Annotated in this window: 19 protein-coding genes and 1 pseudogene; 5 read left to right on the top strand and 15 right to left on the bottom strand. The window is 38.1% G+C overall.

What is annotated here, in order from left to right; genetic code table 11:
- Positions 1 to 35: 35 nt before the first annotated feature.
- From IGI37_RS03485 to IGI37_RS03450, 8 genes are all read right to left on the bottom strand, one after another.
- Positions 36 to 1,979, bottom strand: coding sequence for a heavy metal translocating P-type ATPase (locus tag IGI37_RS03485; RefSeq protein WP_438760030.1), 1,944 nt, complete (start codon positions 1,977 to 1,979; stop codon positions 36 to 38).
- A gap of 317 nt (positions 1,980 to 2,296) precedes the next feature.
- Complete coding sequence (locus tag IGI37_RS03480) at positions 2,297 to 3,433, bottom strand: AI-2E family transporter (protein WP_438760029.1); 1,137 nt, start codon at positions 3,431 to 3,433, stop codon at positions 2,297 to 2,299.
- 1,507 nt (positions 3,434 to 4,940) lie between these two features.
- Positions 4,941 to 6,488: a bifunctional metallophosphatase/5'-nucleotidase gene (locus tag IGI37_RS03475; protein ID WP_438760028.1), complete on the bottom strand. Its 1,548-nt coding sequence runs from the start codon at positions 6,486 to 6,488 to the stop codon at positions 4,941 to 4,943.
- Positions 6,489 to 6,637: 149 nt separating this feature from the next.
- Complete coding sequence (locus tag IGI37_RS03470; protein ID WP_438760027.1) at positions 6,638 to 7,924, bottom strand: extracellular solute-binding protein; 1,287 nt, start codon at positions 7,922 to 7,924, stop codon at positions 6,638 to 6,640.
- Between the two features lie 28 nt (positions 7,925 to 7,952).
- Positions 7,953 to 9,245, bottom strand: coding sequence for an MBL fold metallo-hydrolase (locus tag IGI37_RS03465; protein WP_438760025.1), 1,293 nt, complete (start codon positions 9,243 to 9,245; stop codon positions 7,953 to 7,955).
- Complete coding sequence (locus IGI37_RS03460; protein WP_438760024.1) at positions 9,229 to 10,047, bottom strand: carbohydrate ABC transporter permease; 819 nt, start codon at positions 10,045 to 10,047, stop codon at positions 9,229 to 9,231. Before IGI37_RS03460 ends, IGI37_RS03465 begins: the two co-directional genes overlap by 17 nt.
- A 1-nt stretch (position 10,048) precedes the next feature.
- Positions 10,049 to 10,933: a carbohydrate ABC transporter permease gene (locus IGI37_RS03455; RefSeq protein WP_438760023.1), complete on the bottom strand. Its 885-nt coding sequence runs from the start codon at positions 10,931 to 10,933 to the stop codon at positions 10,049 to 10,051.
- Positions 10,933 to 12,003 (bottom strand): ABC transporter ATP-binding protein, encoded by a 1,071-nt coding sequence (locus tag IGI37_RS03450; protein WP_438760021.1) that lies wholly within the window; start codon positions 12,001 to 12,003, stop codon positions 10,933 to 10,935. The genes IGI37_RS03455 and IGI37_RS03450 overlap by 1 nt, the downstream gene beginning before the upstream one ends.
- Before the next feature lie 615 nt (positions 12,004 to 12,618).
- Here IGI37_RS03450 and IGI37_RS03445 point away from each other — a divergent pair.
- Positions 12,619 to 13,230, top strand: a pseudogene (locus IGI37_RS03445) (ATP-binding cassette domain-containing protein).
- Positions 13,231 to 13,357: 127 nt separating this feature from the next.
- On the opposite strand, the gene ald reads toward IGI37_RS03445, so the two are convergent.
- The 5 genes from ald to ppdK all read right to left on the bottom strand — a co-directional run bounded on the left by ald (position 13,358) and on the right by ppdK (position 20,017).
- Entirely contained in the window at positions 13,358 to 14,458 is a 1,101-nt protein-coding gene (gene ald / locus IGI37_RS03440) for an alanine dehydrogenase (RefSeq protein WP_438760020.1), read from the bottom strand.
- An 83-nt stretch (positions 14,459 to 14,541) separates the two neighbouring features.
- Positions 14,542 to 15,753, bottom strand: a complete 1,212-nt coding sequence (locus IGI37_RS03435) for an amidohydrolase (RefSeq protein ID WP_438760019.1) — start codon at positions 15,751 to 15,753, stop codon at positions 14,542 to 14,544.
- A 51-nt stretch (positions 15,754 to 15,804) separates the two neighbouring features.
- Positions 15,805 to 16,629: an ankyrin repeat domain-containing protein gene (locus IGI37_RS03430; RefSeq protein ID WP_438760017.1), complete on the bottom strand. Its 825-nt coding sequence runs from the start codon at positions 16,627 to 16,629 to the stop codon at positions 15,805 to 15,807.
- Between the two features lie 204 nt (positions 16,630 to 16,833).
- Entirely contained in the window at positions 16,834 to 17,232 is a 399-nt protein-coding gene (locus IGI37_RS03425) for a VOC family protein (RefSeq protein ID WP_438760016.1), read from the bottom strand.
- A gap of 181 nt (positions 17,233 to 17,413) precedes the next feature.
- Positions 17,414 to 20,017, bottom strand: coding sequence for a pyruvate, phosphate dikinase (gene ppdK / locus IGI37_RS03420; RefSeq protein WP_438760014.1), 2,604 nt, complete (start codon positions 20,015 to 20,017; stop codon positions 17,414 to 17,416).
- 166 nt (positions 20,018 to 20,183) lie between these two features.
- Between ppdK and IGI37_RS03415 the strand changes: the two genes are divergently transcribed.
- Together IGI37_RS03415 and IGI37_RS03410 are read left to right on the top strand one after the other, a co-directional pair.
- The gene (locus IGI37_RS03415) at positions 20,184 to 20,813 is read left to right on the top strand and encodes a helix-turn-helix transcriptional regulator (RefSeq protein WP_438760013.1); all 630 of its coding nucleotides are present in this window, start codon (positions 20,184 to 20,186) and stop codon (positions 20,811 to 20,813) included.
- A 10-nt stretch (positions 20,814 to 20,823) separates the two neighbouring features.
- Positions 20,824 to 21,645, top strand: coding sequence for a pyruvate, water dikinase regulatory protein (locus IGI37_RS03410; protein ID WP_438760011.1), 822 nt, complete (start codon positions 20,824 to 20,826; stop codon positions 21,643 to 21,645).
- An 89-nt stretch (positions 21,646 to 21,734) separates the two neighbouring features.
- On the opposite strand, the gene IGI37_RS03405 is transcribed toward IGI37_RS03410, so the two are convergent.
- Positions 21,735 to 22,451, bottom strand: a complete 717-nt coding sequence (locus IGI37_RS03405; protein ID WP_438760010.1) for a GntR family transcriptional regulator — start codon at positions 22,449 to 22,451, stop codon at positions 21,735 to 21,737.
- A gap of 470 nt (positions 22,452 to 22,921) precedes the next feature.
- On the opposite strand from IGI37_RS03405, the gene IGI37_RS03400 reads away from it, so the two are divergent.
- Together IGI37_RS03400 and IGI37_RS03395 are read left to right on the top strand one after the other, a co-directional pair.
- The gene (locus IGI37_RS03400) at positions 22,922 to 23,566 is read left to right on the top strand and encodes a FusB/FusC family EF-G-binding protein (protein WP_438760009.1); all 645 of its coding nucleotides are present in this window, start codon (positions 22,922 to 22,924) and stop codon (positions 23,564 to 23,566) included.
- A gap of 197 nt (positions 23,567 to 23,763) precedes the next feature.
- A complete protein-coding gene (locus IGI37_RS03395; protein ID WP_438760007.1) occupies positions 23,764 to 24,111 on the top strand; it encodes a DUF6176 family protein in 348 nt (115 codons plus the stop codon).
- 146 nt (positions 24,112 to 24,257) lie between these two features.
- On the opposite strand, the gene efp is transcribed toward IGI37_RS03395, so the two are convergent.
- Positions 24,258 to 24,821, bottom strand: a complete 564-nt coding sequence (gene efp, locus IGI37_RS03390) for an elongation factor P (RefSeq protein ID WP_438760006.1) — start codon at positions 24,819 to 24,821, stop codon at positions 24,258 to 24,260.
- Between the last annotated feature and the right edge of the window lie 131 nt (positions 24,822 to 24,952).

Here is a 24,952-nt window from a genome sequence, read left to right as displayed (position 1 = left end):
ACTCTCTCTTTTGCTCACACAATCCTCTTCACTTTTTACCGTTCTCTTACTGGCAAAAGTAAACGTAATCCATTCAAAATAACAAGTAACGTACTTCCTTCATGGGCTAAGACACCAAGACCAATGTCCATTTTCCCAAGAATATTTAACACAACAAGCAGAACAACAATAAACATAGAGAAGAAAATATTTTGCCAAACAACTGTCGCCAATTTTTTAGACACTTGATGTGCATATTTAAATTTGGTTAAATCATTTTTCATGATAACCGCATCTGCTATATCAATCGCAATATCTGTTCCATCGCCCATCGCAAACCCGATATCTGCTTGAACAAGCGCAGGTGCATCATTAATTCCATCGCCTAGCATAACTGTCGGGCCAGTTGTTTTTTGTAAATCACTTATGATCATTGATTTGTTCTCAGGCAACACATTCGCTTTGACTGAGTCAATCTGCAACCTTTTAGCAACAGCTTCTCCCGTTACTTTTGCATCACCCGTAATCATGGTGGTCTGGATTCCTTGACTACGCAAATACTCAATCACGCCAGCTGCCGCTTGGTTTGGCACATCCATTAAGGCAATCATCCCCACGAGTTCGTTATCTTTCGTGAGACAAACGACGGTCTTTCCTTCTTTCATCCAAGCAATATTTTTTTCTTGGACAGTCTCTGATAACGCCTCTGTATTTTCGATTTTTCCTAATCGATAATGAGCGCCTTTATAGACTGTTACTAACCCTTTCCCAATCTCATTAGTCACTGCTAATTCTAAGTCGTCCGTTTGATCAAACGCTTCTAAAATAGCATTGGCCAATGGATGGTTTGATTCCTTTTCCATATGAACAATCAGATTTATCCACTCAGCTTTTTGTGTTTCATCTACAAAATACGTATCTGTAACGGAGGGCTTACCTTCTGTTAAGGTTCCTGTTTTATCAAACGCAACCGCTTTAATCGTCGCTAAATTCGATAGATAACTACCCCCTTTGAATAACACACCACGTTTGGCTAAGTTGGAAATGCCAGATAAAGTTGCCGGAACCGCACTAGCAGCCAACGCACAAGGAGATGCTGAGATTAGTAACACCATGCCACGATAGATACTCACTTGCCAGCTCCAACCAAACACAGACGGTGCCAAAAGAATAAAGAGAGGCACAATAATTAATACAACTGTTACATAAATTGGTTCTAATTGCTTAATTTTTGTCGCTGTTTTGGACATATTTGATTGCGCTTGACTGACCATTTCAACAATTTTTGAAAAAACGGTGTCCTTACTGTCTTTAGTCACACGCATCGTAAAGGTTCCTGTTCCGTTCATCGTACTTCCAAAAACTTCGTCCATCAGTTGTTTTTCTTTTGGCATGCTTTCACCAGTGATAGATGATTCATCAACCGCTGTCCCTCCTGAAAGAATGATCCCATCAGTTGGGATTTGATCTCCAGGTAAAACCTTCAATTCATCACCAATCTTCAAGGTAGACACATCCACCAACTTCGTCTGTCCATCTGACTGAATCAAACGAGCTTCTGTTGGGTTTAGTTTTAGAAGCTTTGTAATTTCACGTTTACTTTTCCCTTCTGCATACTCTTCAAGGAAATGAGCACCAGCGAAAATCAAAATAAGCAACGCACCCTCATCAAAATCGCCAATTGCGGACGCACCAGCAGCTGCTAAAGTCATCAAAATATGCACATTCGGTAAGAATTTCTTTTGATTGATTGTATCGGTGATTGTTTCACTAATCCCTTCGACAATTACATGGTAACCTGCAGTCAGAATCGCTAGTACATACAAACTGTTTTCTATAAACTCATTTTGAATAAACAGTAATGCGATGAAATAAAAAACTAACCCGACGCCGTATAAAACAATTGGTAAATTCCCATGACTATGTTCATGTGAATGATTATGAGAACAGCCTTTCCCGTGCTCATGAGTGTGCGAATGTGTTGCATTGGTTGTCGTCATTTTATATCCCTCCATTTATGTATCAATCTACATATGATTATTTGTTCATACGTTTATTATATATGATTGTTTATTCATATGTCAAATGAATACATAGAATTTATTCACTCTCTTTGACCAAAGCTGTCCAATGATGATTAGCTTTCACTTATCGACTAAATCACTCGCCTGCTACTTCCATTCCAAACAGCCCAAAGTGCCGCTTAACTCGAAAAAAACACATACAATCATTGGGCGTTTTCCCCAGTAATTGTATGTGTTTCCCTAATAATTTCTAGTAGCCTCCGTGGAATAGCTAGCTGCTAGTTCAGACCAACTTAATTAGTCAATCCAGCTTTTTTCTGTTCTTTTTCGACAATATAGATTTTCGCTAGCTTATATACGCAGGCGGTTGCCGGGATTCCCAGAAACATACCTGGTATACCAGCAAGTGTTCCAAAAACCATCACTGAAGCCAGAACAAAAATCCCTGGCAAGCCGACAGAATTGCCCACGACTCTTGGATAAATGATATTGCTTTCGAACTGTTGCAAAATAATTAAGTAGACTAAAAAGCCAATCGATAAGACAGGATTTACAGTAAATACCATAAACGTCCCAATCGCACCACCCACATAGGCGCCGACGATTGGAACAATATTTATAACACCGACCAAAGTTCCCACCATAATTGCGTAAGGCATTTTTAGAATCAACATGCCAATCGCACAAAGCGTTCCTAGAATCACAGCTTCTAGACATTGCCCGCCGATAAAAGAGCTAAATGTGTGATGAACAAGCTTCAAGACTTTATCAAGACGACGTTTTCGACGCTCAGAAATATACAAGTTCCCCACCCGTTCATAGGCCCGGATAAAACGTTCCTTATCTAATAAAATATAGATAGCAAAGACTAAAATCAGTAAGAAGTTAAACAAGCTCCCCAATACAGCACTGATGATTGAAATTGCTACATCCACAAAGTTTGCGACACCACCACCCAAGAAGGACAGCGTGTTTTGTAGAATATTCTTCCAGTCAATCTCCAATGTAGCAATCGTTTGTTTGATTTCCGGATTATTTTGAAAGACATTAATCAAAAACTCTTGTGTTTCTTTAAACACACCTGGTAAAGAAGTGAATAACACATTCAGTGAATCAATAATACTTGGAACGACTAATCCGATAAATACTGTAATGATAAACAATAAAATAATCAGCGATAAAAGTAAACTAATCGGACGTTTAATTTTTTTCACCCAACTATATGAAACCTTATCGAAAAGATGCTCAATTTTGACCATCACGATATTGATTACATAGGCGAGTAGTGCTGCAAGAATAATATTCGTAAACGCACCAAGGATTGTTTTAGCAATTCCTAAAATTGGTAATAGGTAAATGATTCCAATCACCAATAACGCCACGAGTAAAATATATTTTTTTAATAATTTTTCAATCTCCTGTTTTTCCATAAGCCACCTCAATTTCTTTCACCTAAGCATACCTAATTACCTATAGAATAGGCAAGAGAAAAAAAGAAAAAGTAGAAAAAATCTAAGGTTCTTTAACTCTTTACAGCTCAATTAAAAAATAACACGCCTATATCTAAGCCTTTACTACTAAAAATGAGTTCTCGCAGCCAGAATTCCTTCCACCACACGGTCGAGTGCCTCACTACTATGGTCCCTCTGTCGATAATAGGATTATAAATAGCTATGGATTGTGGACTTGCGCACAGATTCCATGGTCTGGAACTGTCCTGCCACTTTCATTTTTGATTTCACGCTGCGTAAACTTCGCTCGCTTAGATATTAGAAAACGGCGAGTCGACATTGAGCACCCATGAAAACTAGTACGAACGGCAGTCGAACTATTGTTTTAACTGCGCTCAGTAAAAAATTAGTAGTGATTATCCTCCATCTTATTTCCATCAATCTTCTTCAAAACAACTTCATCGAGTGATGCAAAAGTTGGCTCTCCTTAAACGTAAGAAATGAGCTTTCTCCTTGTTTAATCAACTGTGTGTGTGCCACATTTTGTTGCGTAATCAACTGTTTCAATTTCTCAGACCAAGGATGCGTGTTATCTGAACATTTCTATAAATCCCTTAGTAAGTGAACGTTACATTCAATATTCTGATAGCTGAACAAGCGATTAAAATGGACTTTTTTGTGGTCGCGCATCACTAAGTTTTCTTAAGATAACAACGCAAGAAACTCGTCTGGTTGAATGCTTTCCAGATTTTTTTCGGATGCGCACAGCACTATGCCAAATCTTACGTGCCATAAAATCGGAGGCAGCCTCCTTTCTTACTTAAATGACTAGTTTTTCCCCACGGATTTCAATCTATGGAGAACTTTTGAAACGAATTTCCATACGAAATTAGGAATAGAAATTCTCCTTCCAGTTGGCCTCTTCTTGAAAATGTTCGAGATCTAGCAGTAGAAATTTCTGGAACCAAAAAGTTCTGTAGTCTCAAGAGGCAGATGGTGAATTACCGGCTGTTTTCCAAGTATGTACAGCCGGTTGCCAGTTCTACTTACCAAGTATCATAGTAGTAGAATGGTACTCGGCGCGTCAATGAAAGGAAATGTTTCATTTCCTTCCTTATTTTGAGCAAGGTTCAAAGAGGCTAATGCCAAAAAAATGTGATGAAATGAAACATTTCATTTTTATCGGCCTGCGCATACCATTCCACTAGAGGGGCCTACACAAGTGGAACTGGCAAGCTGCTTGCGGCCAGACTATAAACTTTTTTGGTGGAAGAAATTTTGGATGCGATTCTTCATTTTTATTGAGAAAATATCTGATGTACGAGTGTTCCTTTCTTAATTTAGCCGTGAACAGTAACCCACTTTTTCCAATTACTCTGCGCTTATTTAACTTAAAATGCTCTAGATTAGCAGACTACTCTTTTCGACAGCACTCTTTTAACGGTTAACCCATACATCAACTTATCTCTACTCATCACTCTTTTAGTTATCTTAGCACAGTAAAATTTTGATTGGTTGTGGCTTGAATTACCGGATGCTCTTTCAAATAATTGGCGATCAGTTCCGTCATATCAATTTGGATTTCACGGATAATTTTGCCTGCTTCAAACATCTCATAGTTTCCACCACCGACTGCACGATATTGATTGATAACCATTTCCAATTCATCCGTCGCCTCCACGGGTTTTCCTTCAAACTCTAGCTTAGTGATACGGCTAAAAGCAGGGTTTCTCATATCAATTGTATAGTTAATTCCTTCATACATATCGTAGTTGTAGTACTGTGGTTTCGGCATAATAAATTCAGGGTTAAAAACAACCTTTCCTTCATCCAAAATTAAATAGTTTGCCGTTTGTTCAAGTGCTGCACGCAAATCTGCGCCTGTCACTTTTAAGACAGCCAGTGTATTCGGATAAATATAATTGGTAATCACATCCCTCATTGTGATCACAGAACCAAAACCTTTTCCTTCATTATTAAACAAGGATGTTCCAGATATTTTGGCCCCACTAGCTGCCATCTGTACGCGATTAATAAACTCGATATAAGGATGTTCGTGGATTCTCGCTACCATAGGGTCAGTGATATGCATATCGCCTTCGACTTTCCCAACAGGCTGATCCAACCAAACCTCAACTTCTTCTCCAGCCGGCGCAATTAACTTTTTGATTTCTTCATCTACTTGAACCGACTCTACTGAAAGAATTGCCGCCTTACTTTCATTGACTTTAAATCCTTCTTGCGTTTGCTCAATCTCTAAGGTAATTTCTCCTAAATGACTTCCCCTATAGCCCGGTTGAACCACTGGTACGCCCTGAACATGTGTTGCAATTTCACGATGTTGATGCCCAGTAACAAGTGCATCAATTCCAGATACCTCTTGAAGAAGTTGATACCCCTCATTTTCACCTGTCAATAGTTCTGTCGGTTCACCCGTCACTAAATCACGCTCAAATCCACCATGATAAGCAACTACGACAAGATCTGCTTGTTCTCTTAGTTTTGGCACATATTCCTTTGCCGTTTCAACAATACTCTTGAATGTTAAATCTTTAACCGTAGCCGGCTGTTCCCAATGAGGGATATACTGTGTGACTAAGCCTAAGATTGCAATAGTCACCCCTTCTTTTTCGATTAAATCGTAAGCTTTTCCAAAGGCTGGTTGCCCTTCTTTATTTATGATATTCGCGGCGAGAACTGGATGATTGTAGCTCGCAATTGCTGATTTTAAATACGACAATCCATAGTTAAACTCATGGTTGCCCAATACACCCACATCATACCCAAGTGCGTTAACAACCTGTGTCAGTTCACCCACTCGTTTATTTTTGGCTAGGAAATAACTCAAGGGAGAGCCTTGAATAAAATCGCCGTTTTCAATCATTATGACCGGACCCGTAGCATTTTTTTTGATATTTTTAATTAATGTAGCAATCTTTTCTGTCCCAAAAGGTAGGTCACTATTTTTTTCTGCATAGTTTGTTGGTTCGATATACCCATGCATATCGCTGGTTGCCAAAATTTTTATTTCCATCTACTTCACTCCCATTTCTCTACTGCTTTATCTTAACAAAAAAAGTGGCTAGACAAAAGTGAATCACTTTTGCCTGCCACTATCATTGTCGATTAGCGGTTGTCTATCGCTAACTGTTGGTGCTCATTTGAACCGTCCCTAATAAATTCTTACTGATTCCAAGCATCTTCCAATTGTGCTTGAGAATCTTCAATAATTTTGTCTGTGTTTTTACCAGTATTTGATAAGACATTTTCCATAATCGCACGAACTTCATTGTACGCAGCATCACTATTTTCAGCAACTGGAACTGTAAATAAGTCTTCTGTAGTAGCTGCTAAATGAGCCGGGATTTTTGTATTTTCTGCCTTTTGATAATCGTCACTAGAAATAACTGAATCTAGAATCGGCATGTAACCTGTTGTGATTGCCCAGTCTAATTGAACTTCTGGTGAAACCAAATATTTCATGAATAGATAAGCCGCTGTACGTTCTTCGTTAGAGGCATTACTGAACATATACACGTCTGTTCCTTGTTGTAAGTTAATTTTTTCAGGGCGAGGAGCCACATCATAAACAAATTTACCTTCAGTATCTTTTGCAACAAAGCTTTCTCCTGCAATACTTCCGATAAACATAGCCACTTGTTCATTGGCAAATGGGCCAGATAAATATTTGTCAGAGCCTGCAATACGGAAGTAACCATCTTTCACGCCTTCAGCATAGTAATTGATGATTTCTTTTGACGCATCGCTAGTAATTTTTGTATCTTTACCAAATTCTTCGCCTTTGTTTTTCATCCCAATAACATAGTAGTTATTTAGTGAATCAAACCCAACTCCAACGACTTTTTTGCCTGATTTTTCGTAAATTGTTTTAGAGGCTTCTTTTAATTCTTCCATTGTTGTTGGAACTTTTACCCCATATTTATCTAACATATCTTTGTTATAGAATAACATTTCAGTTGATTTGTTAAACGGCACCCCATATTGAACGCCATCAATTTGAGCCCCTTCAAGTAAAGCGGGCTTGATTGGATTTTCTTTGTCCATACCAATCGTTTTGTCATCCATATAAGGTTTCAAGTCTACTAACATATCATCTTGAGAAGCATTCCATAACCAGCCAGGATAAGCTTGAGTGATTGTTGGTAAATCTTTTGGTGAAGGTAATGTTGAATTAATCTTTGCTTGTAAATCTGGATAAGAAGATTGGTTTTGCAATTCTACTTTAATTTTTGGATTTTCTTTCATAAAGTCTTTTGCAACTTTGGTCAACTCTTCTTCTTGAGCGCCATTCATAGCATGCCAGAAAGTGATTGTCGTATCGTCTTTTACTTCTGTAACGATTTTCCCGTCATCTTTTGTTGTCCCTTTATCATTACTGTTTCCACACGCCCCTAGAACAAAAATAGTTGCGGCCGCTAATACGGCAGTTGATAGTTTAGTCAATTTCATTTTTTCTAGTCTCCCTGTAATTTCATTTTTAAAGAACAATTTTTTCGCCTCTGGTAGGCAAGTACCTATCTCCATACGGATTTTTCAGTTTTTCTGGCTTCAACGTATGGATTGGAATCAGTAACTTTGGCTCAATCCATGCAATAATCTGTGCTAAATCTTCTGGAAATGCATGTCCTGAACATGCTAAACGAACAAACTCTACCTTTTGCTTGTCTAACATTTCCAAAAATACTGCATATTGAGGATCAAAGTCCCCCAATGGTGCTGCATCGCTATGAATATAAACGCCACCTCCTTGTAAATTGGTAAAACGATCAACCACCTGCCACAAGTATTGATGGTTGTCAGTAATTAAACCTTCATAGGAAATCTCCAATGAAGAATCTAACTCCGGAATAATTGGACTATCATTAAGATAGTAGTAATGTGCAGATCGCCCAGTAACCTCTTTTAACAAAGCAGCCATTGAAGCTTCTAACACAACTGTTCTAGGCGCCAACTCAACAATTTTTTCAAATCGTTTCACATTGGCAGGGTAGCCATTGAAGGTTACTTGACGGTCTGGATTCTCATTCACAACTTTGATTAGCTGTTGGATTAAATCTTCTTCGCTGATAACCTTAATCTCTTTTGGATCTTCCTCACGCTCAGGGAAACTGATGCTAACCCCTTCCATAATTAAGGCATCTGTGTATTTCGCTTTTTCACACAATTGAACAGTCTGGCCGCGATCATACCCATGTAGACGCAAATCACCAGTATACGTAATAAAACGATCCGGGGTTTGAATTAATAACGCGCAAGCGCCATATGCATCATGGTCGACAGGAACTAACTCCACAGAAATATCTCCAACCGTCACTACTTCGTTGGCTTCACAAGCAATCAACTCACGCGTAAAGTTCTTTTCCTCAAAAGGAGAAGGAATCAAAAAGTCTCCTTCACGATTCAAAAGATTTAAGATTGCTTTTGATTCTTTTAAAGTATACATAGGAATGTTTGGATCTAAGTAATTCACCATACGCGAATGATCCAAATGAACATGAGACAAGAATACAGCTGTGTTCGCATATTCTTTTTGATTCTCACCTTGGTAGACATACCCTAGGCGAGGATCATATAAATCCTTGATTTCTGGCACTAAACGATGGTCAATTAGCGTCTGTAGATTGTCATCTTTTAAATTCAGTTCTGGTCGAAACTCCGTACCAAAGTCGAAGAAGATATGAGAATCTTCGTAAGCTACTTCAATTACTGTTCCACCAATCGTTAAAATTCCACTATGAAACGTTAACGTTGTTTTACCCTTTGATGCCATTTTTCGCCACTCCTCGAATGATTTCTTTTCTAAAGACTAGATAAATAATTAATATTGGTAAAACAGTTAAGGTTGCCGCAGCCATCTGTAAGTGGACATCACTTCCACTTTCTGTTGTAAATGCTGACAGACCATTGTTTAACAAACGATATTTTTTCTCATTGGTCACAAGTAGCGGCCACAAGAATGAATTCCAACTCGAAATAAAGGTCAAAATCCCGACAGTTACCAATGCTGGTTTGGACATAGGAATAAGAATCTTCCAAATATATTCCAAATCCGAGGCACCATCAATTTTGGCTGCTTTATAAAAGGTTGGTGAAATTCCTTTTAGATACCCGTGCAAATAATAAATATAAAAAATACTCGTCAGAAACGGAATAATCAAGGCAACATAAGTATTCAACAAGCCCATCTTAGAAATTGTATTGTAATTGGTAAAAATGATTGATTCATAAGGAACCATCAACAGAGAAATCATCAGCCCAATCACAAGCTGCTTATACTTGAATTGTAAATTAGTCAGCGCAAAAGCTGCCAAGACAGCTGTCACTAAAGTTGCAATGGTCGTAATTGCTGAAACCACCGTTGTGTTAATAAAATATTGTAAGAACGGGGCTTTTGTAAAGACCTCAGTATAATTTGACCATTGTGGGCTTTTTGGAAACATAGTTGGTGGAATACTAGTTGCCTCACTATAACTCATAAGCCCTGCCAAAATCATATAAATAAATGGAAATAAAGTGATGATTCCTAAGAGGATAATAAATAGATAAGCAATTCCTGTCACTACTTTTTTCATCTTATTTTTCCACCCTCTTTACTAATTTGTTCTGAATAAAGGTAATCAATAAAATAACAATAAACAGAATAACTGTCGCTGCCATCGCTACTCCTGGTCGACCGGCTACATGGAATTTATCATAGATATAGTACACGGCGGTGGTTGCACTCTTGGCGATTCCTGGTTGACCGGCAAACAAGGCGTAAACTTGCGTGTAAACTTTAAAAGCGCCAATAATATTGACGGTTAATAAAAAAGTTAACGTTGGGATTAGCTGTGGAAAGGTAATTCTGCGGAAAATTTCGCCATCTGTTGCACCAAACATTCTAGCAATTTTGTAGTGTTCTGGATCAATGTTTCTAAAACCTGCCAACAAAATAATAATATTAAAGGCTAGACTCGTCCAAACACCAAAAATAATCAAGGTCGGCATGCTCATGTCAACATTATCCAACCAGTTGACCGCTGGAATCCCAAAAATCGACAGTATATAGTTCACAATCCCGTAAGAACCATTAAAAAAGTAACGAAAAACAATCCCGATAGCAATTGTACTTGTAACATACGGCATAAAGAAAATCGTTTCAAAAAAAGCTTTGTGTTTAATTTTTTCAAAAATAATCCAGGCAATTGCTAACGAGATAAGTAAAGCAATTGGCACGACGGTAAACGCAAAAAGTGCTGTGTTTAGCATGGCCTTCGCAAATACTGGATCTGCCAGAACCTTTTGATAGTTTTCCACTCCTGCATAGCTTTGATTAATTAAGGATCCCTTCTGAAAGCTCATATAAAATGAACGGAATAAAGGATAAATGCTGAATAATAAAATCACTGCTAATGAAGGAAACAAAAATAACCAGGCTTTTGGTTGATTCTCTGGGTTATACTTCCTCTTTTTAAACATTAGTAGATTCGCTCCCCATTCTCCTTAAATATGAAGGTTTTATGGTAAGCAAAATCAAATGACATTACCGACCCCTCTTCAATCCCTGTTTCAATGCTAACAATTGATTTCATACGTTTTGCACCTACTTGGAAATTCAGAATTCTTTCACGACCAATTAATTCAACCCCAGGAATATTCGTGGTAAAGACACCTGGCTCTGCTGGTAAGACATCTTCTGGACGAATCCCCAAATGATAGTTTCCATCTGGCATCTCTGCTTTAAAACGAGAAGAATCAAAATTTGAAATTGGAATAGTGACTGATTCATAGTGCATAACCCCATTTTTTACTTCAACCGGTAAAATGTTGATGATTGGGTTACCGATAAATTCTGCCACAAACAAATTGTTTGGCTCCAGATACAAATTTTGCGGATCATCGTCTTGCTGAATAATTCCTTCATTTAACAAAATAATCTTATCACTGATTGATAAAGCCTCTTCTTGGTCATGGGTAACAAAGATGGTCGTGATACCAACTTCTTTAACTAAACGCCGAATTTCTTCACGAATCTTCAAACGGAGGCGAGCATCCAAGTTACTTAATGGCTCATCTAATAAAAGAACTTCTGGTTTTTGAACAAGCGCACGGGTAATCGCCACACGCTGTTGTTGTCCTCCAGATAACGTTCCTGGTTTTTTATTTTTTAATTCTTCAATATTGGTTAGTGCCATGTACTCTTTGGCGATTTCTCGAGCTTCTACTTTTGAAATTTTCTTTGCGCCGACTGTTAAAGGAAACATAATATTTTCTTCAACCGTCATATGTGGGTATAGTGCATAATTTTGAAAAACAAATCCGATATTTCTATTTTTGGGCTCCGTATCAACAACCGACTCGCCAGCAAAACGAATATCTCCAGCTGATGGGGTTAATAGTCCCGAAATTAGATTCAAGATTGTTGATTTTCCGCAACCACTTGGACCTAATAAACAAACGAGATCTCCTTTCTCAATAGTAAAGTTCACTGATTTTAGTGCTTCAAATCCATTATCGAATACTTTCTTTAAGTCGATAACTTCTATCATGAGTTAGCCTCCAAAATATTTATTTTTCATCCATACACAGTATACCATCTTTATCGAATTTTCTAAAAAAAATGCCTGATTTTTTTTAGAACTAAGTGGATAAATGTTCGGATTTAAAAAAATGTCTCGAAGGGTATTGTCTCGTAGTTTTATTAAACGATAATAAAAACACTGTGAATTTTCTATAAGAACTTAAGTAAAACTTAACTATTCATAAATCAAAAAAACTGCCTGTTTTTTGATCTGTGATATATTTCTCGAAATAAGGTACTGATTCTCATAGAAAGTTCACCTTATAAGTCCAAATCTATCTATCTGGAAATTATCCCATATCTTCATTTAATGGTGAAAGGCCACCTCTATCTGATAAAGTGCTCCCAAAGTGTTACGTTTGCTCTAGAACTTTGAATAAAACTCTGAAAACAATATCCTTTCGCAGACAAAAAACATGAATAGATTCAGAAAGAACCTTTGTCTCAGCTTACTGATTCAAAAAACAACAAACTATTTTCATAATTTACTAGATAATCTAGGTACATGGTGACTTAACTAATATACATTCCAAACGATACATACGAGCTTAAGGACTCAAAAAAATAAATGTAAGTAAAAAAGTTGGAACAACGTACACTTTTAGAAAACCTAAACCTTCTATTTAAACCAGGAAAATCTATGTGATAACTAGGATGAGTGATAGTGGAAAAACCACTCTTCTAAATATCTTAAGTCACCTTGAAACATTTGATGAGGAGGTGGTTTATTATAATACTGTCTCCTTGGTAGATAGTCCCTCTCCAAAATTTTCCCACGAAGAATTAGGCCATTTATTTCAAAATTTTAGCCTATTGGACGGCCAAACTATCCAAGAAAATTTGGATTTGGGATTCGCAGGAAGAAAAGCTTCTCCAATATTAGGCTTTAGAAAAAGTAAGCCTTTCTTATATAAACTTAAAACAACGAATTTTCACTCTTTCTGGAGGTGAGGCGCAGCGTGTAGCTCTTGCTAAAGTAATTATAAAAGATCCACCTCTAATCTTGGCCGACGAACTCACAGCAGCTCTCGACCCGACTAACAGCTTAGAAATTATGGCCTTGTTATTATCACTACGAACAGACACCAGGATAATCGTTATTGCCACACACAATAAAATAATATGGGAACAAGCCGATGTGGTCATCAATTTGGACGAATTATCGAGTAATTCTCATAAGTATAAACTGACATGATAAGCAAATTGATTAAGAAAAACTCGCATGAGACTAGCTGATTGAGCCAGTTTCATGCGAGTTTAATTAAAAAATCTTATTCAGTCTCTATAAGTTATACAGCTAGTTCATATTTTTTCGAATGCTCTTATTTCCACTCATGGTATGGCAAATCAAGACTTTCAGCAACTGCTTGATTGACTACTTTCCCATCAATCGTGTTTAAGCCTGAACGAATCATTCCTTCATGGCGAACTTCTTTGCCTTCTAAAAATGGCAAAATTTCAGTTGCATAAGGAATCGTTACACTTGTCAAAGCTTCCGTAGAGGTCTTAGGAACAGCTCCTGGAATATTGGCCACGGTGTAGTTAATAACTCCGTGCGTTGTATACACAGGATCTTCTAGCGTTGTAGCGCGTGTAGAGGTCGCAAAAATTCCTCCTTGGTCAATTGGAATATCAACCAAGACTGATCCTGGCGCCATTTTTTTGATGGTTTCTTCTGTCACAATCGTTGGTGCCTTGGCTCCTGGAAGAAGAACGGCTCCAACAACTAAATCTGCTGCTGAGACAACCTCATCAATATTTTTTTCATTCGAGAATAAAGTTTCGACTTGACCGCCGAATAAATCATCAATTTTTTCTAAAACTTTTTTGTTTACGTCAAGAAGGGTCACGTGTGCGCCTAATCCTAGAGCCATTTTCGCGGCATTAATCCCGACAACGCCACCACCAATAATCACAACTTTCCCTTTTGCAACACCTGGAACGCCACTTAAGATTAAGCCTTTCCCACCGTATTGTTTTTGTAAAAATTGCATACCTGCAATGACACCCATTCGGCCAGCCACTTCACTCATTGGTGCCAGTAACGGTAATGAGCCATCCACGTCTTGCATGGTTTCATAAGCAACAGCTGTCACTTTAGTTTCAACTAATTTTTCAGCAAGCTCTTTGTTTGCTGCCAGATGGAAATACGTGTATAAAATAAGTCCTTCACGTAAATAATGATATTCACTTGATAAAGGCTCTTTGACTTTTATCACCATGTCACAAGCCCAAGTCGCATCTGTTGAGCTGATTGTAGCTCCCGCTTCTTTATATTGCGCATCTGTAAAGCCTGAACCTAGTCCAGCACCTTCTTCAACAAATAGTTGATGGCCCGCTTTACATAAGTGGACGACTCCACTTGGTGTAATTCCTACACGATTTTCATTGTTTTTTTGCTCTTTTACGATTCCAATTTTCATACCTAATCATCTCCTGAAAAAAAGCGTACCATACTCAAAAGAGGATTTCAATTTTTATTCAGGAGATTTTAGAAAAAATAACACTATCTATTAAATGTGTTTTTCCCACGATAAAAGCTTGCTTCAACTGCGTTTTGTCTCGCCACAAACTCGGCTGCACAAGAAGCCTTCGTCAAAAGAAAACTAGCCACGTCTCCTTCTTGTAGCCATAATTTATCTCCCTCATTTGAGAGCGTTTGTCGCCCACCTGTGATTAGACCAAGAGAGGCTGTCAACTCTTCTTGTGTCTTCCTATTAAAAACTTCACCATAACGATTTAACTTTTCCAGTATATTTCCTGTTCCATAAGGGGACCAAGAGTCATAGACATTATCACACCCCAGTGCCACTTGAACGCCTGCTTGTTGTAATTCTATTAGTGGTGGAACAACGCCATTAATTGGCACGCTAGAAATGATGCCAATCTGTTCTTTAGCCAAATCCGCATACATTTTTTCCCGTTCTTCCCCTGTAAAATCGTTTAAACCAAACGCATGGCTCACAAAAACCTTACCTTGCCAGTACGTTTGTTTGGTGTACTCAAGTAACGTTTTAAACGTTGCTCTTCCGGCTTCAAATCGATCATGAACATGAATATCGATAGGCACTTGATGCTTCACCGCTAATTCAAAGGTTTGGGCTAACGATTTTTCAACATCCCCATCCAATGTATATGGATCCACACCACCAATAAGAGTCGCGCCATTTTTTAATGCAGTATCGACCTCTTTGTAAGCATTCGAACGAAGTAATCCGTGCTGAGGAAAAGCAATCAATTCATAATCAAATTGCTGATTATACTCAGAGATGGCTCGTTGCACACCTTCCAAATAACGTTGGCCAACTGCTGGATGAACGTCAATATGTGAACGAAAAAAGGTGACGCCATTGGCTAATTCTATATCAATCAAATTCTTCGCACGAGCTTCAATTGATAAGTCCAAGCTATCCAGTTCGACTACCTCGCTAGTAAATCGTTCCACCAAATTTTTGGCAGGTGTCACTGGTCGCCATGGAACCCCAAGCTTACTTTTGTCTAAATGACAATGCATTTCTTTCAGTGTTGGTAAAATAAGCAACCCTTTACCGTCTATCTCAGACGCATACTTTTTATCAGATTGATAATTCTGTATCTTGGTTACCTTTCCCTCTTTCAGTTGAATATCAATCGGTTTTGTTTGACTCCCATACGTAAATCCGTCTTCTTGTAAATAATTCGTTTCAATCAACACATTTCGAATCCATGTATCTGCCATATTCTTGCACTCTCCCATCCTTAGTTTACAGTTTTTCTCCTTTAACAAAGGCTATTCTTGAAGCATTCGATAAATATTGCCATACCCAAATGCTTGAGCATAGTCGCTAGCTGTTCGACCGGAGTTATCTTTTAAAGTTCTGTCCGCACCAGCGTCAAGTAAGAGCTTCACAATATCTTGATACACCTGTGAGCCATCTCTTAAGGCAATCGCTTCAATTAATGCCGTATACCCCGAATAATTTTGTAGATTAATATCGACTTTCCCCTCTGCAAGTAAGAGCTTTACATTCTCGATATGCCCTTTTTCAGCTGCTGGAATCAACGCATTGCCCCCAAAACGATTTCGAACGGATTGATCTGGCTTACCATGTTCAATCATGTACGCCAAAATCTCTGTTCTTCCTTGTGCTCCAGCATAAAGATACGGACTATCCTGAATTTTATCCTGCTGATTAACATCTGCTCCAGCATCAATTAACAGCTTTGCAATCTCAAAGTTATTTTGATGTGTTGCTATTAACAGAGGACTCTCTTGCTCTTCATTAATTTCATTGATGGGATAAGTGGAATCTCCCAAAATTTGTCTCACAGCTGCCACATCACTGGCTTCTACAGCAGGAACCAAACTGCCCACCTTAGCGCGCCACTCTGAGGTTTCTGTCGTAGCCAAGAATTCGGTGCCGGTCTCTTCTGTAGAGGGTGTTTCTGTCGACTTCTCGTCAGTTGTCTGAGATGTCTCTTTTGACGACGTCGACTTCGTAGTTGAGGTCGTCTCAGTCGTTTCACTAACTACAGAGGATTCTGTCACCTTTTGTTTGTCTGTTGAACAACCAACCAAAACGAACAATAACCCTAAAATAATTATTCGAACCATTTTTTTCCTCCCATAAAAAGCTAGAGTAAAAATGAGGACCCGAGACATCTGTCTTTTGACAAGTGATGTCTCAGTCCCCTATCTTCAGCTGCTTATCATTTATGCTTTTATGCTTTTTATAACCATTCACGGCTTTTCTTCTATACGCTTATATACTTGCCTAACGCTTGGGCAAAATCACAAGCGCCGTAAATGAACTATCATCTAATAACCATTCATCCAAACAGCTTCCAACATGTTGCCATCTATATCTTGAACTTCCAGACTAAACATTTGGTCTTCTGGAATCCCCATATCTACTGCATAATAGGAGCCACCGTTTTCATCTGCTCTCTTCGCAAATTCCCTGACCTTTTCAGCGCTTTCCATACTAATCGCAATTAATGTCCCACTAGTTGTTTTTGCATCGATTATATTTTTGCCATTAATGAACTGACGATAAAACGCGTGATCTAACAGCATAATCCAAAAATGATCATCCCAAACCAAAGAGCTTGTTGTCTCGTTTGAGAATTCTTGATTCTTTTTAAAACCTAACTTTTCATAGAATTCGGTTGATTTTGCTACATCCGCAACAGGAAAATTTACAAACACCATTGACATTGCTTTTAACCTCCTTCAGTAATTTTAGATTTAGTACTCTCTAATCATCTTACGAAACGGAAAAAGAGTCAAAAGTAATGCGCTTATTTGTAGAATTATCCCTCATTTTTATTTTAACTAGGCTACAGAACGACAAGAAATTTCTTTTCCTGATTAACCGATTTTCAGCTACCCCTATTTCCTATTTTGCTAAGAGTAACTTAGCTTGCGGGATTCGGTACGGCGAACATGAAATATAATCAATCGCATACGTTTTTAAAAATTCAATGGATTGAGGATGAGCTGCAGCCTCCCCACAAATCCCAATTTTCAAGTCAGGTTTCACACTTCGGCCCTTCTCAATCGCTAGCTTCATCAATGCACCGACTCCTTTTTCATCTAACACTTGGAAAGGATCGTTCTTCATTAATTGCTGCGTCATATACTGACTAATTATCTTCGGCGAGTCATCTCTTGAAAGGCCATAAGTCATCTGAGTTAAATCATTTGTGCCAAAACTAAAAAAATCCGCATGTTTGGCAATTTCATCCGCTAAAAGGCACGCACGAGGAATCTCAATCATCGTTCCAATCCTATAAGGAACCGGTTGATTGTATTTATGGAAAACTTGTTGGATACGCGCCTCTAATAGCTGACGGATCCGCTTAAACTCACGAGCATCCGTCGTAAATGGAATCATAATTTCGACCTCCATCCAATTATTCAGCTCAAAATAACTTTCAACCGCGGCTTCCATAATTGCTTCTGCCTGCATTTGATAAATCTCTGGATAGGCTACTCCTAGTCGAACGCCACGAAATCCTAGCATCGGATTTACTTCCGCTAACGCTTCTGATTTTTGCTGAATTTCTGTCGCCGATTTGCCAATGATTTCTGCTGTTTCAAGATATTCTTCCGCGGTCTTCGGCAAAAATTCATGTAATGGTGGATCGAGCAAACGAACGGTCATTGGGTGCCCTTCTGCTGCTTGATACATTTGTTTGAAGTCTTCTTTTTGAACATCCTTTAGCTTATCCAAGATAACGACGCGGTCCTCAAAGGTCTGTGCTAAAATCAATTGACGGAAGAGCATCAACCGATTTTTTTCAAAAAACATATGCTCTGTTCGTGACAAACCAATTCCTGTAGCGCCTAGTTCCATCGCCATACGGATGTCTTTTTCGGTCTCCGCATTCCCTCGAACAGCAATTTTGGATTGCGTGTCAGTTATAGCGAACAGCTCTTTTAATGGCAGCTTTGTGTTACTTTTTTCTAAAGGAAGCTCGCCTACGTAGAGTGCTCCTGTTGTCCCATCTACTGAAAGAAACGCCCCTTCTGTAAGCCTTGTTCCTTCAACAGAGGCGGTCTTCTGATTCTCATCAACAACTAAATACTCGCAGCCGACAACGGAACAAATCCCCATCCCCCTGGCAACAACCGCCGCATGTGAGGTCATCCCACCGCGACAAGTAACAATTGCTTCACTAATCGCCATACCTTCGATGTCCTCTGGGGAAGTTTCATTGCGTAATAAAATAACTTTTTCGCCACGCTTGTGAGCAACAACCGCCTGCTCTGCTGAAAAATAAAGTTGCCCCACCGCAGCTCCTGGACTCGCCGGTAGTCCTGAAGTCCATTTAATTTTTTTCTCTACTGCTTCTTTTGTAAAAGCGGGGTGTAATGCATCTTCCAAATCCTTGCCTTCAATTTTTTGAATAAGCGCCTGTTCAGTCAAGAGTCCTTCTCTATACAAATCCAATGCAATCACTAATTTGGCTTTTTCTGTTCGCTTCCCATTGCGCGTTTGTAAAATAAATAATTGGCCTTTTTCCACCGTAAATTCAATATCCTGCATCTCTTTATAATGCGCTTCCAGTTTGTCGCAAATAGTTTGTAATTTTTTAAAAACTTCTGGTACCTCATCAGCTAAAACACTGATATTTTTAGGCGTTCGAATTCCTGCCACGACATCTTCTCCTTGTGCATTCATCAAATATTCGCCATACAAGCCCTTTTCACCCGTCGCCGGATTGCGCGTAAACACAACCCCTGTTCCAGACGTCTCCCCGAAATTTCCAAAAACCATTTCTTGGATATTCACCGCTGTCCCCAATAAATCACTAATGCCGTGCAACCGACGATAGGTTTTTGCTCGTTGATTGTTCCAGCTCTTAAAGACTGCTTCCACTGCCAATACCAACTGTTGTCTAACATCTTGAGGAAACTCACGCTGTTTCACAGTTTGATACAATCCTTTATATGCTTCAATCAGCTCTTTCCAACCTTTCGCTGTCACCGCTTTATCCGATTCAAACGCATATTTATCCTTTAACTGGGTCAAAAGATCTTCAAATAAATGATGGTCAATTTCAAACACAACATCCCCAAACATTTGTAAAAGACGTCTATAACAATCATAAGCAAACCGTTCATCGCCGCTATCTTTCGCCAAAGAAAGGACTGTCTCATCGTTTAGTCCTAGGTTTAAGATTGTATCCATCATTCCTGGCATCGAAATTTCCGCTCCACTACGCACAGAAACTAGCAGAGGATGATTCTTTTCACCAAATCGTTTGTCTGTCTCCTTCTCCAACGCCTCTAACGCTTCAGAAATTTCCTTTGAAATAGTTGGCTGTAGCTTGTTTTGATTGCCTAAATAGTCTAAACATGCTGCTGTCGTGATCGTGAATCCTTGAGGTACAGGTAAACCAATCGCTGTCATTTCAGCCAAGTTAGCTCCCTTCCCGCCTAGTAGTGTCGCTTGCTCAGCATTTCCTTTTTTAAATGATACTACCCATTTATTCATCTGTGTTATCCTCCCTTTTATATGTGACACATATTAACTTAAAAATAATATAATATGACACATATTAAAAGTCAATACATTTTTGTGTTGCATATTTGATGAATTAAGGTATAATATGAGACGTAATAAAGAGATATGTGTACATATAGAAGAAAGCAGGGGGCTTATGAATTTATCTGAACGCCAAGAAAAAATTATTTCCGTTGTGAAAAAATTTCAACCAGTCAGTGGTGAGAAGATCTCTGAACAATTGTCTATCTCACGTGCAACTTTACGAGCTGACCTTTCCTTTTTGACGATGGTTGGGATTCTCCAAGCAAGTCCAAAAGTCGGCTATACGTACGTGGGCGAAACCATTGAACCGCTATTTTTCGATAAGACTTTTTCGACAAAGGTCTCTGAGATTATGATTCCACCCCTATTAATTACACACGACTCAAGCATTCATGATGCAATTACCACGCTATTTATGTATGATGTTGGTTCTCTTTATGTCACCAACCAAGAACATGAACTAGTCGGGGTCTTATCCAGAAAAGACTTATTGCGCGCCTCACTTAGTAACCATATTGAGAAAACGCCTGTCGCTGTTGTTATGACGAGAGCTCCTCATGTAAAGACCTGTACAAAAGACATGTCTATCTTAGAAGCCGGCGATTTATTGCATACGTACCAAGTCGACTCACTTCCAATTGTTAACGAAGCAGACCCTTTAAAGGTTATTGGGAAAATCACAAAATCCCGTTTGTTGGACTATATTATTCAGCAGGCAAAATCGACCGAAATGAACAGATAGGAGTATTATTATGACAAAGAATGTTGCCTTATACTTAATTTCAGATGCCGTTGGTGAAACAAATCAAAAGTTGGTTTCTGTTGTTACTGCACAATTTCCAACCATTGAATTTAGTCCGACTTACCGATTCCCTTTTATTAATGACAAAGAAGAATTGACCGAAATTTTAAGGGATGCGTTATCTGATAAAGCGATTGTTTTAACAACGTTAGTCAATCCTGAGCTGGTCGAAACAGTCTCCACGTTTTGTCAAAGAACCGGACTACAGTTCTTTGATATTATGACACCATTTACTGAGATGATTCATGCACAAACCGGCATTTCTCCATTAAACGAACCTGGTGTCGTTCATCAGTTGAACAAAGAATATTTCAGCAGAATTGCTGCGATAGAATTTGCAGTGAAGTTTGATGATGGTAAAGATCCACGAGGCTTTTTGGATGCTGACCTTGTGTTACTTGGGGTCTCTCGAACATCCAAAACACCTCTTAGCATGTATCTAGCAAACAAACATTTGAAAGTGGCGAATTTGCCCTTAATTCCTGAGGTTCCTTTACCAGAACAATTGAAAATGGTTCCTGCAAACAAAATTATTGGTTTAACCTGTGATCCTGACAATTTAGAAAAAATTCGAACAAATCGTTTACAATCACTAGGGCTTGACCAACTATCAAAATATACAAACAGTGATCGAATCCGCGAAGAGCTACAGTATGCCCAAGATTTATTTGATGAGCTTGGGGTAACTGTCATCGATGTAACACATAAATCTATTGAAGAGTCCGCTTTCTTAGTTTTAGAAGCACTCGATAAAAAAGAACAACTTGCCTAAGAAATTCACCGTACTAACCACACAACCACAAGAATTAGGCAAACAAAAAAGACAGAAGTTCGCTTCTGTCTTTTTTGTTGTTTCTTCATTCAATTATCTCTGGTTAAGACAATTTCTACAGAATATTCATCATATCTATGAACAGATGTTGAATATTCAAAGGCAGCACCTGTATCGAGATAGCCAATTTGATCAGCAACGGCTACAGGGTCTCCTTCTTGAAGTGCTAAATACTCCGCTTCAAATGCTGTTGCTTTGCGAACAGTGATTGTTCGGTGGGCACTTTGAATAACAGAATGAAGCTTCTCTTCGATGTAGTTATAGATTGATCCCTCTACATTGACCTTTTTTAACCCAGGAATCAAATCAATCGGCATATACATTTTTTCTATCACATGAGGCTGTCCATCAATATAACGTGCACGATATATATCGTAAACAAAACTATCAGCGTCAATATTTAATTTCTTTTGGACATTCTCCGGACATGGAATCACAGAAAAATTAAGAATCGTACTCGTAACTTTTTTATCTGGGTTTAAAGCAGTCGTTCCTCTGAACTGGTTCGCTACACTCATTCGTTCCAATTCATCTGGTCCAATGTCTTTAACAAACGTACCAGAACCACGTCGTTTAATGATTAATCCTTCTGTAACCAACATATCTAGTGCTTTTTTTACGGTCATTTTACTTGAATTATAGTAGACACATAAATCTTTTTCAAAAGGAATTTGTTGATTTGCGGTATATTCACCTTTCAAAATCTTATTTCGGATATCATTTGAAATAAGGATATATTTTTGCATACATGCTCCCTCCTTTTAAAGAAAAAAACTCTTCTATCTCTTTAAAAGTATAGGTGTATTAGACCCGTTTGTCTATCTAACTTTACAATCTTTCTGAAAGTTTTTCTTCAAAACTTCTATTAATAATAACTATTTTATCGATGACAACTGAAAACTTATCTTAATTTCTATTAACTACTCACTACAACTATCTATTTATCTAAAATCCATTATTTTTTCATGAAAACTGATAAAAGATACTGCTCAGAGCTTGTCTATTGACCGATTTTGTTATAAAATAAATTGCTTTGTTACCCGTTGAAAGAAAATACAGTAAATAAATACACCATAAAGGGGGTGATGCTATGATATACACTACTGTATCGTATTTAGCTACCCAAGAATTACTTTTTTGATCAATGTTGTTGGTCAAAAAATGCCTTCCAACAACATTTTGAATGTATGATAGGCACTTGGAGAGGAAAATTTTTATGCCAACGATTCAACCATATCAATATAATTTTATAAAAAATCAAGTTTCTGTATTACTTAATACCTACTCATCTGTAAATGATAAAAACACAGTAAAGACTGTTCAGGCCTCTACTACAGAATTAGTCAACCAACTCTTTGATGAGGTTCCTGAAAAAGTCACTCAATTCATGGCGCTTGTCGCAGACGATCGATTGACCAAAGCAAAAGCTGATCAGTATTTAGAAACACTTAAGAATGAAGTGATTCCATTCAATGAACCTAGCACTCAACAATTGACAAAAGCCTTCCGGAAAGTTAAAAAAATGAAGTTTCCGAAATGGTCTGAGCTCGATTTGAGAAATCATAGTTATGTCGGTTGGAATGATGCGGGGACACAAAGAAAGTACATTGTTTTATATGAAGAAAACAAGCTAGCAGCCGTTTATGGTACCCTTTCACCAGAAATATCGAAAGGAATCTGTAGTATCTGTCATAAAACATCTGAGGTTTCAATGTTCTTGTCCTTGATTAAGTCTTCTGGAGACGGTACCTATACGAAACGTGGCAACTATATTTGTCATGATAGTGAAAAATGTAATCAACAAATTCAAAAGCTTGAACCTTTGCATAGTTTTATCCAAACAGTCAAAGCAGAAAAATAACGTCACTTTTTGACATATGGATAACTAATAGGCCATAGATGAAAGATAGTTTCAAATAAATAAAAACAAAACGCAAGATCTAGCTGGTAAAACAGCTAAGGTTCTTGCGTTTTTTTGATACTTCATTCAAAAAATTGAAGATATATAAGCGTACAATTGTTATACTTATACCTAGAGAACCCTCAGGAGGAAAATGAATGTTAACAACCGAATTGACACGTTTCAGAGTAAAAAAGGGTATGTCCCAAAAGGTCGATGAATGGCTCGCTTTTCTAAATGAAAATATGGCAGAAACCTTACTGACTTTGGAAAAAGAAAAAATGTATGTTGAAACGATCTTCAGAGAAACTTTAGATGGAGACGAATATTTGTACTGGTACTCTATTCAAGGTGAAGATGGGCAAGAAGTGGAGGCGTCTGATCATTGGATAGACAAGAAACATCTAGAATATTGGGCGCTTTGTATTGACAGAGACTTCAGACCTGTAGACTTAACACCAGAAGTCGTCATGATTCCTAAAAACATTCGGGATCATATGAGCTAGTAGTTAGGTAGTTCAATAGGTCCCCAATACACTTCGTTTATTTACATAAAAAAGTTGTGACAGCCGAAAATGGCTCTCACAACTTTTTACTTTGTTATTAAAGAGGAACAAGGTTACAAGAGAATATTTTTCTCATACCTGTTATTCTATTTTGAAGCACGCTTTAAATACGTACCTTCTTGCGTGTTAATTTCTAATAACTCGCCTTCTTCAACAAAGTCAGGAACGTTGACTACTAAGCCTGTTTCCATAGTGGCTGGTTTACCTGATCCCGTAACAGTTGCGCCTTTAATTGATGGTTGCGTTTCAACCACTTTTAAGACAACACTTGTTGGAACAGCTAGCCCAATCACTTCTGAACCAAAGAATTGGATTTTTACTTCCATGTTTTCTAACATGAATTTTAATTCGTCTTGAATCAATTCAGTTGGCACTTCATATTGTTCATAAGTTTCTAAGTCCATGAAGTTAGCAATATCATCTTGTACATAAAGAAATTGAACTGGTTTTGTATCAATATGCGCTTTTTTCACTTTTTCATCTGGACGCATTGTTGTATCATAAGTTGCACCAGAACGTACGTCGCGCAATTTCATACGCATAACTGTGTTTCCTTTACCAGGTTTATGGTGGCTCGCATCTAATACTTTAATTAATTTTCCATCTAACTCGAATGTCATTCCAGCTCTTAAGTCGCTTACTGCAATCATTTTAATTTCTCCTTTGTCTATAAACTCATACTTCCATATTGTAGCAAATTATAACCATTTATACTAGTGAAGTTTTCTCTAATCAAAAAGAAGATAGGAATAGAGTGCCCGAATCAGCGGCACTCTACTAC

Origin of the sequence: Enterococcus sp. AZ194 (assembly GCF_051713825.1) — a bacterium.
In the GTDB taxonomy this organism is placed as follows: Bacteria; Bacillota; Bacilli; order Lactobacillales; family Enterococcaceae; genus Enterococcus_K.
The sequence above is the reverse complement of the archived record's forward strand: the minus strand, read 5'-3'. Positions and strand labels throughout refer to the sequence as shown.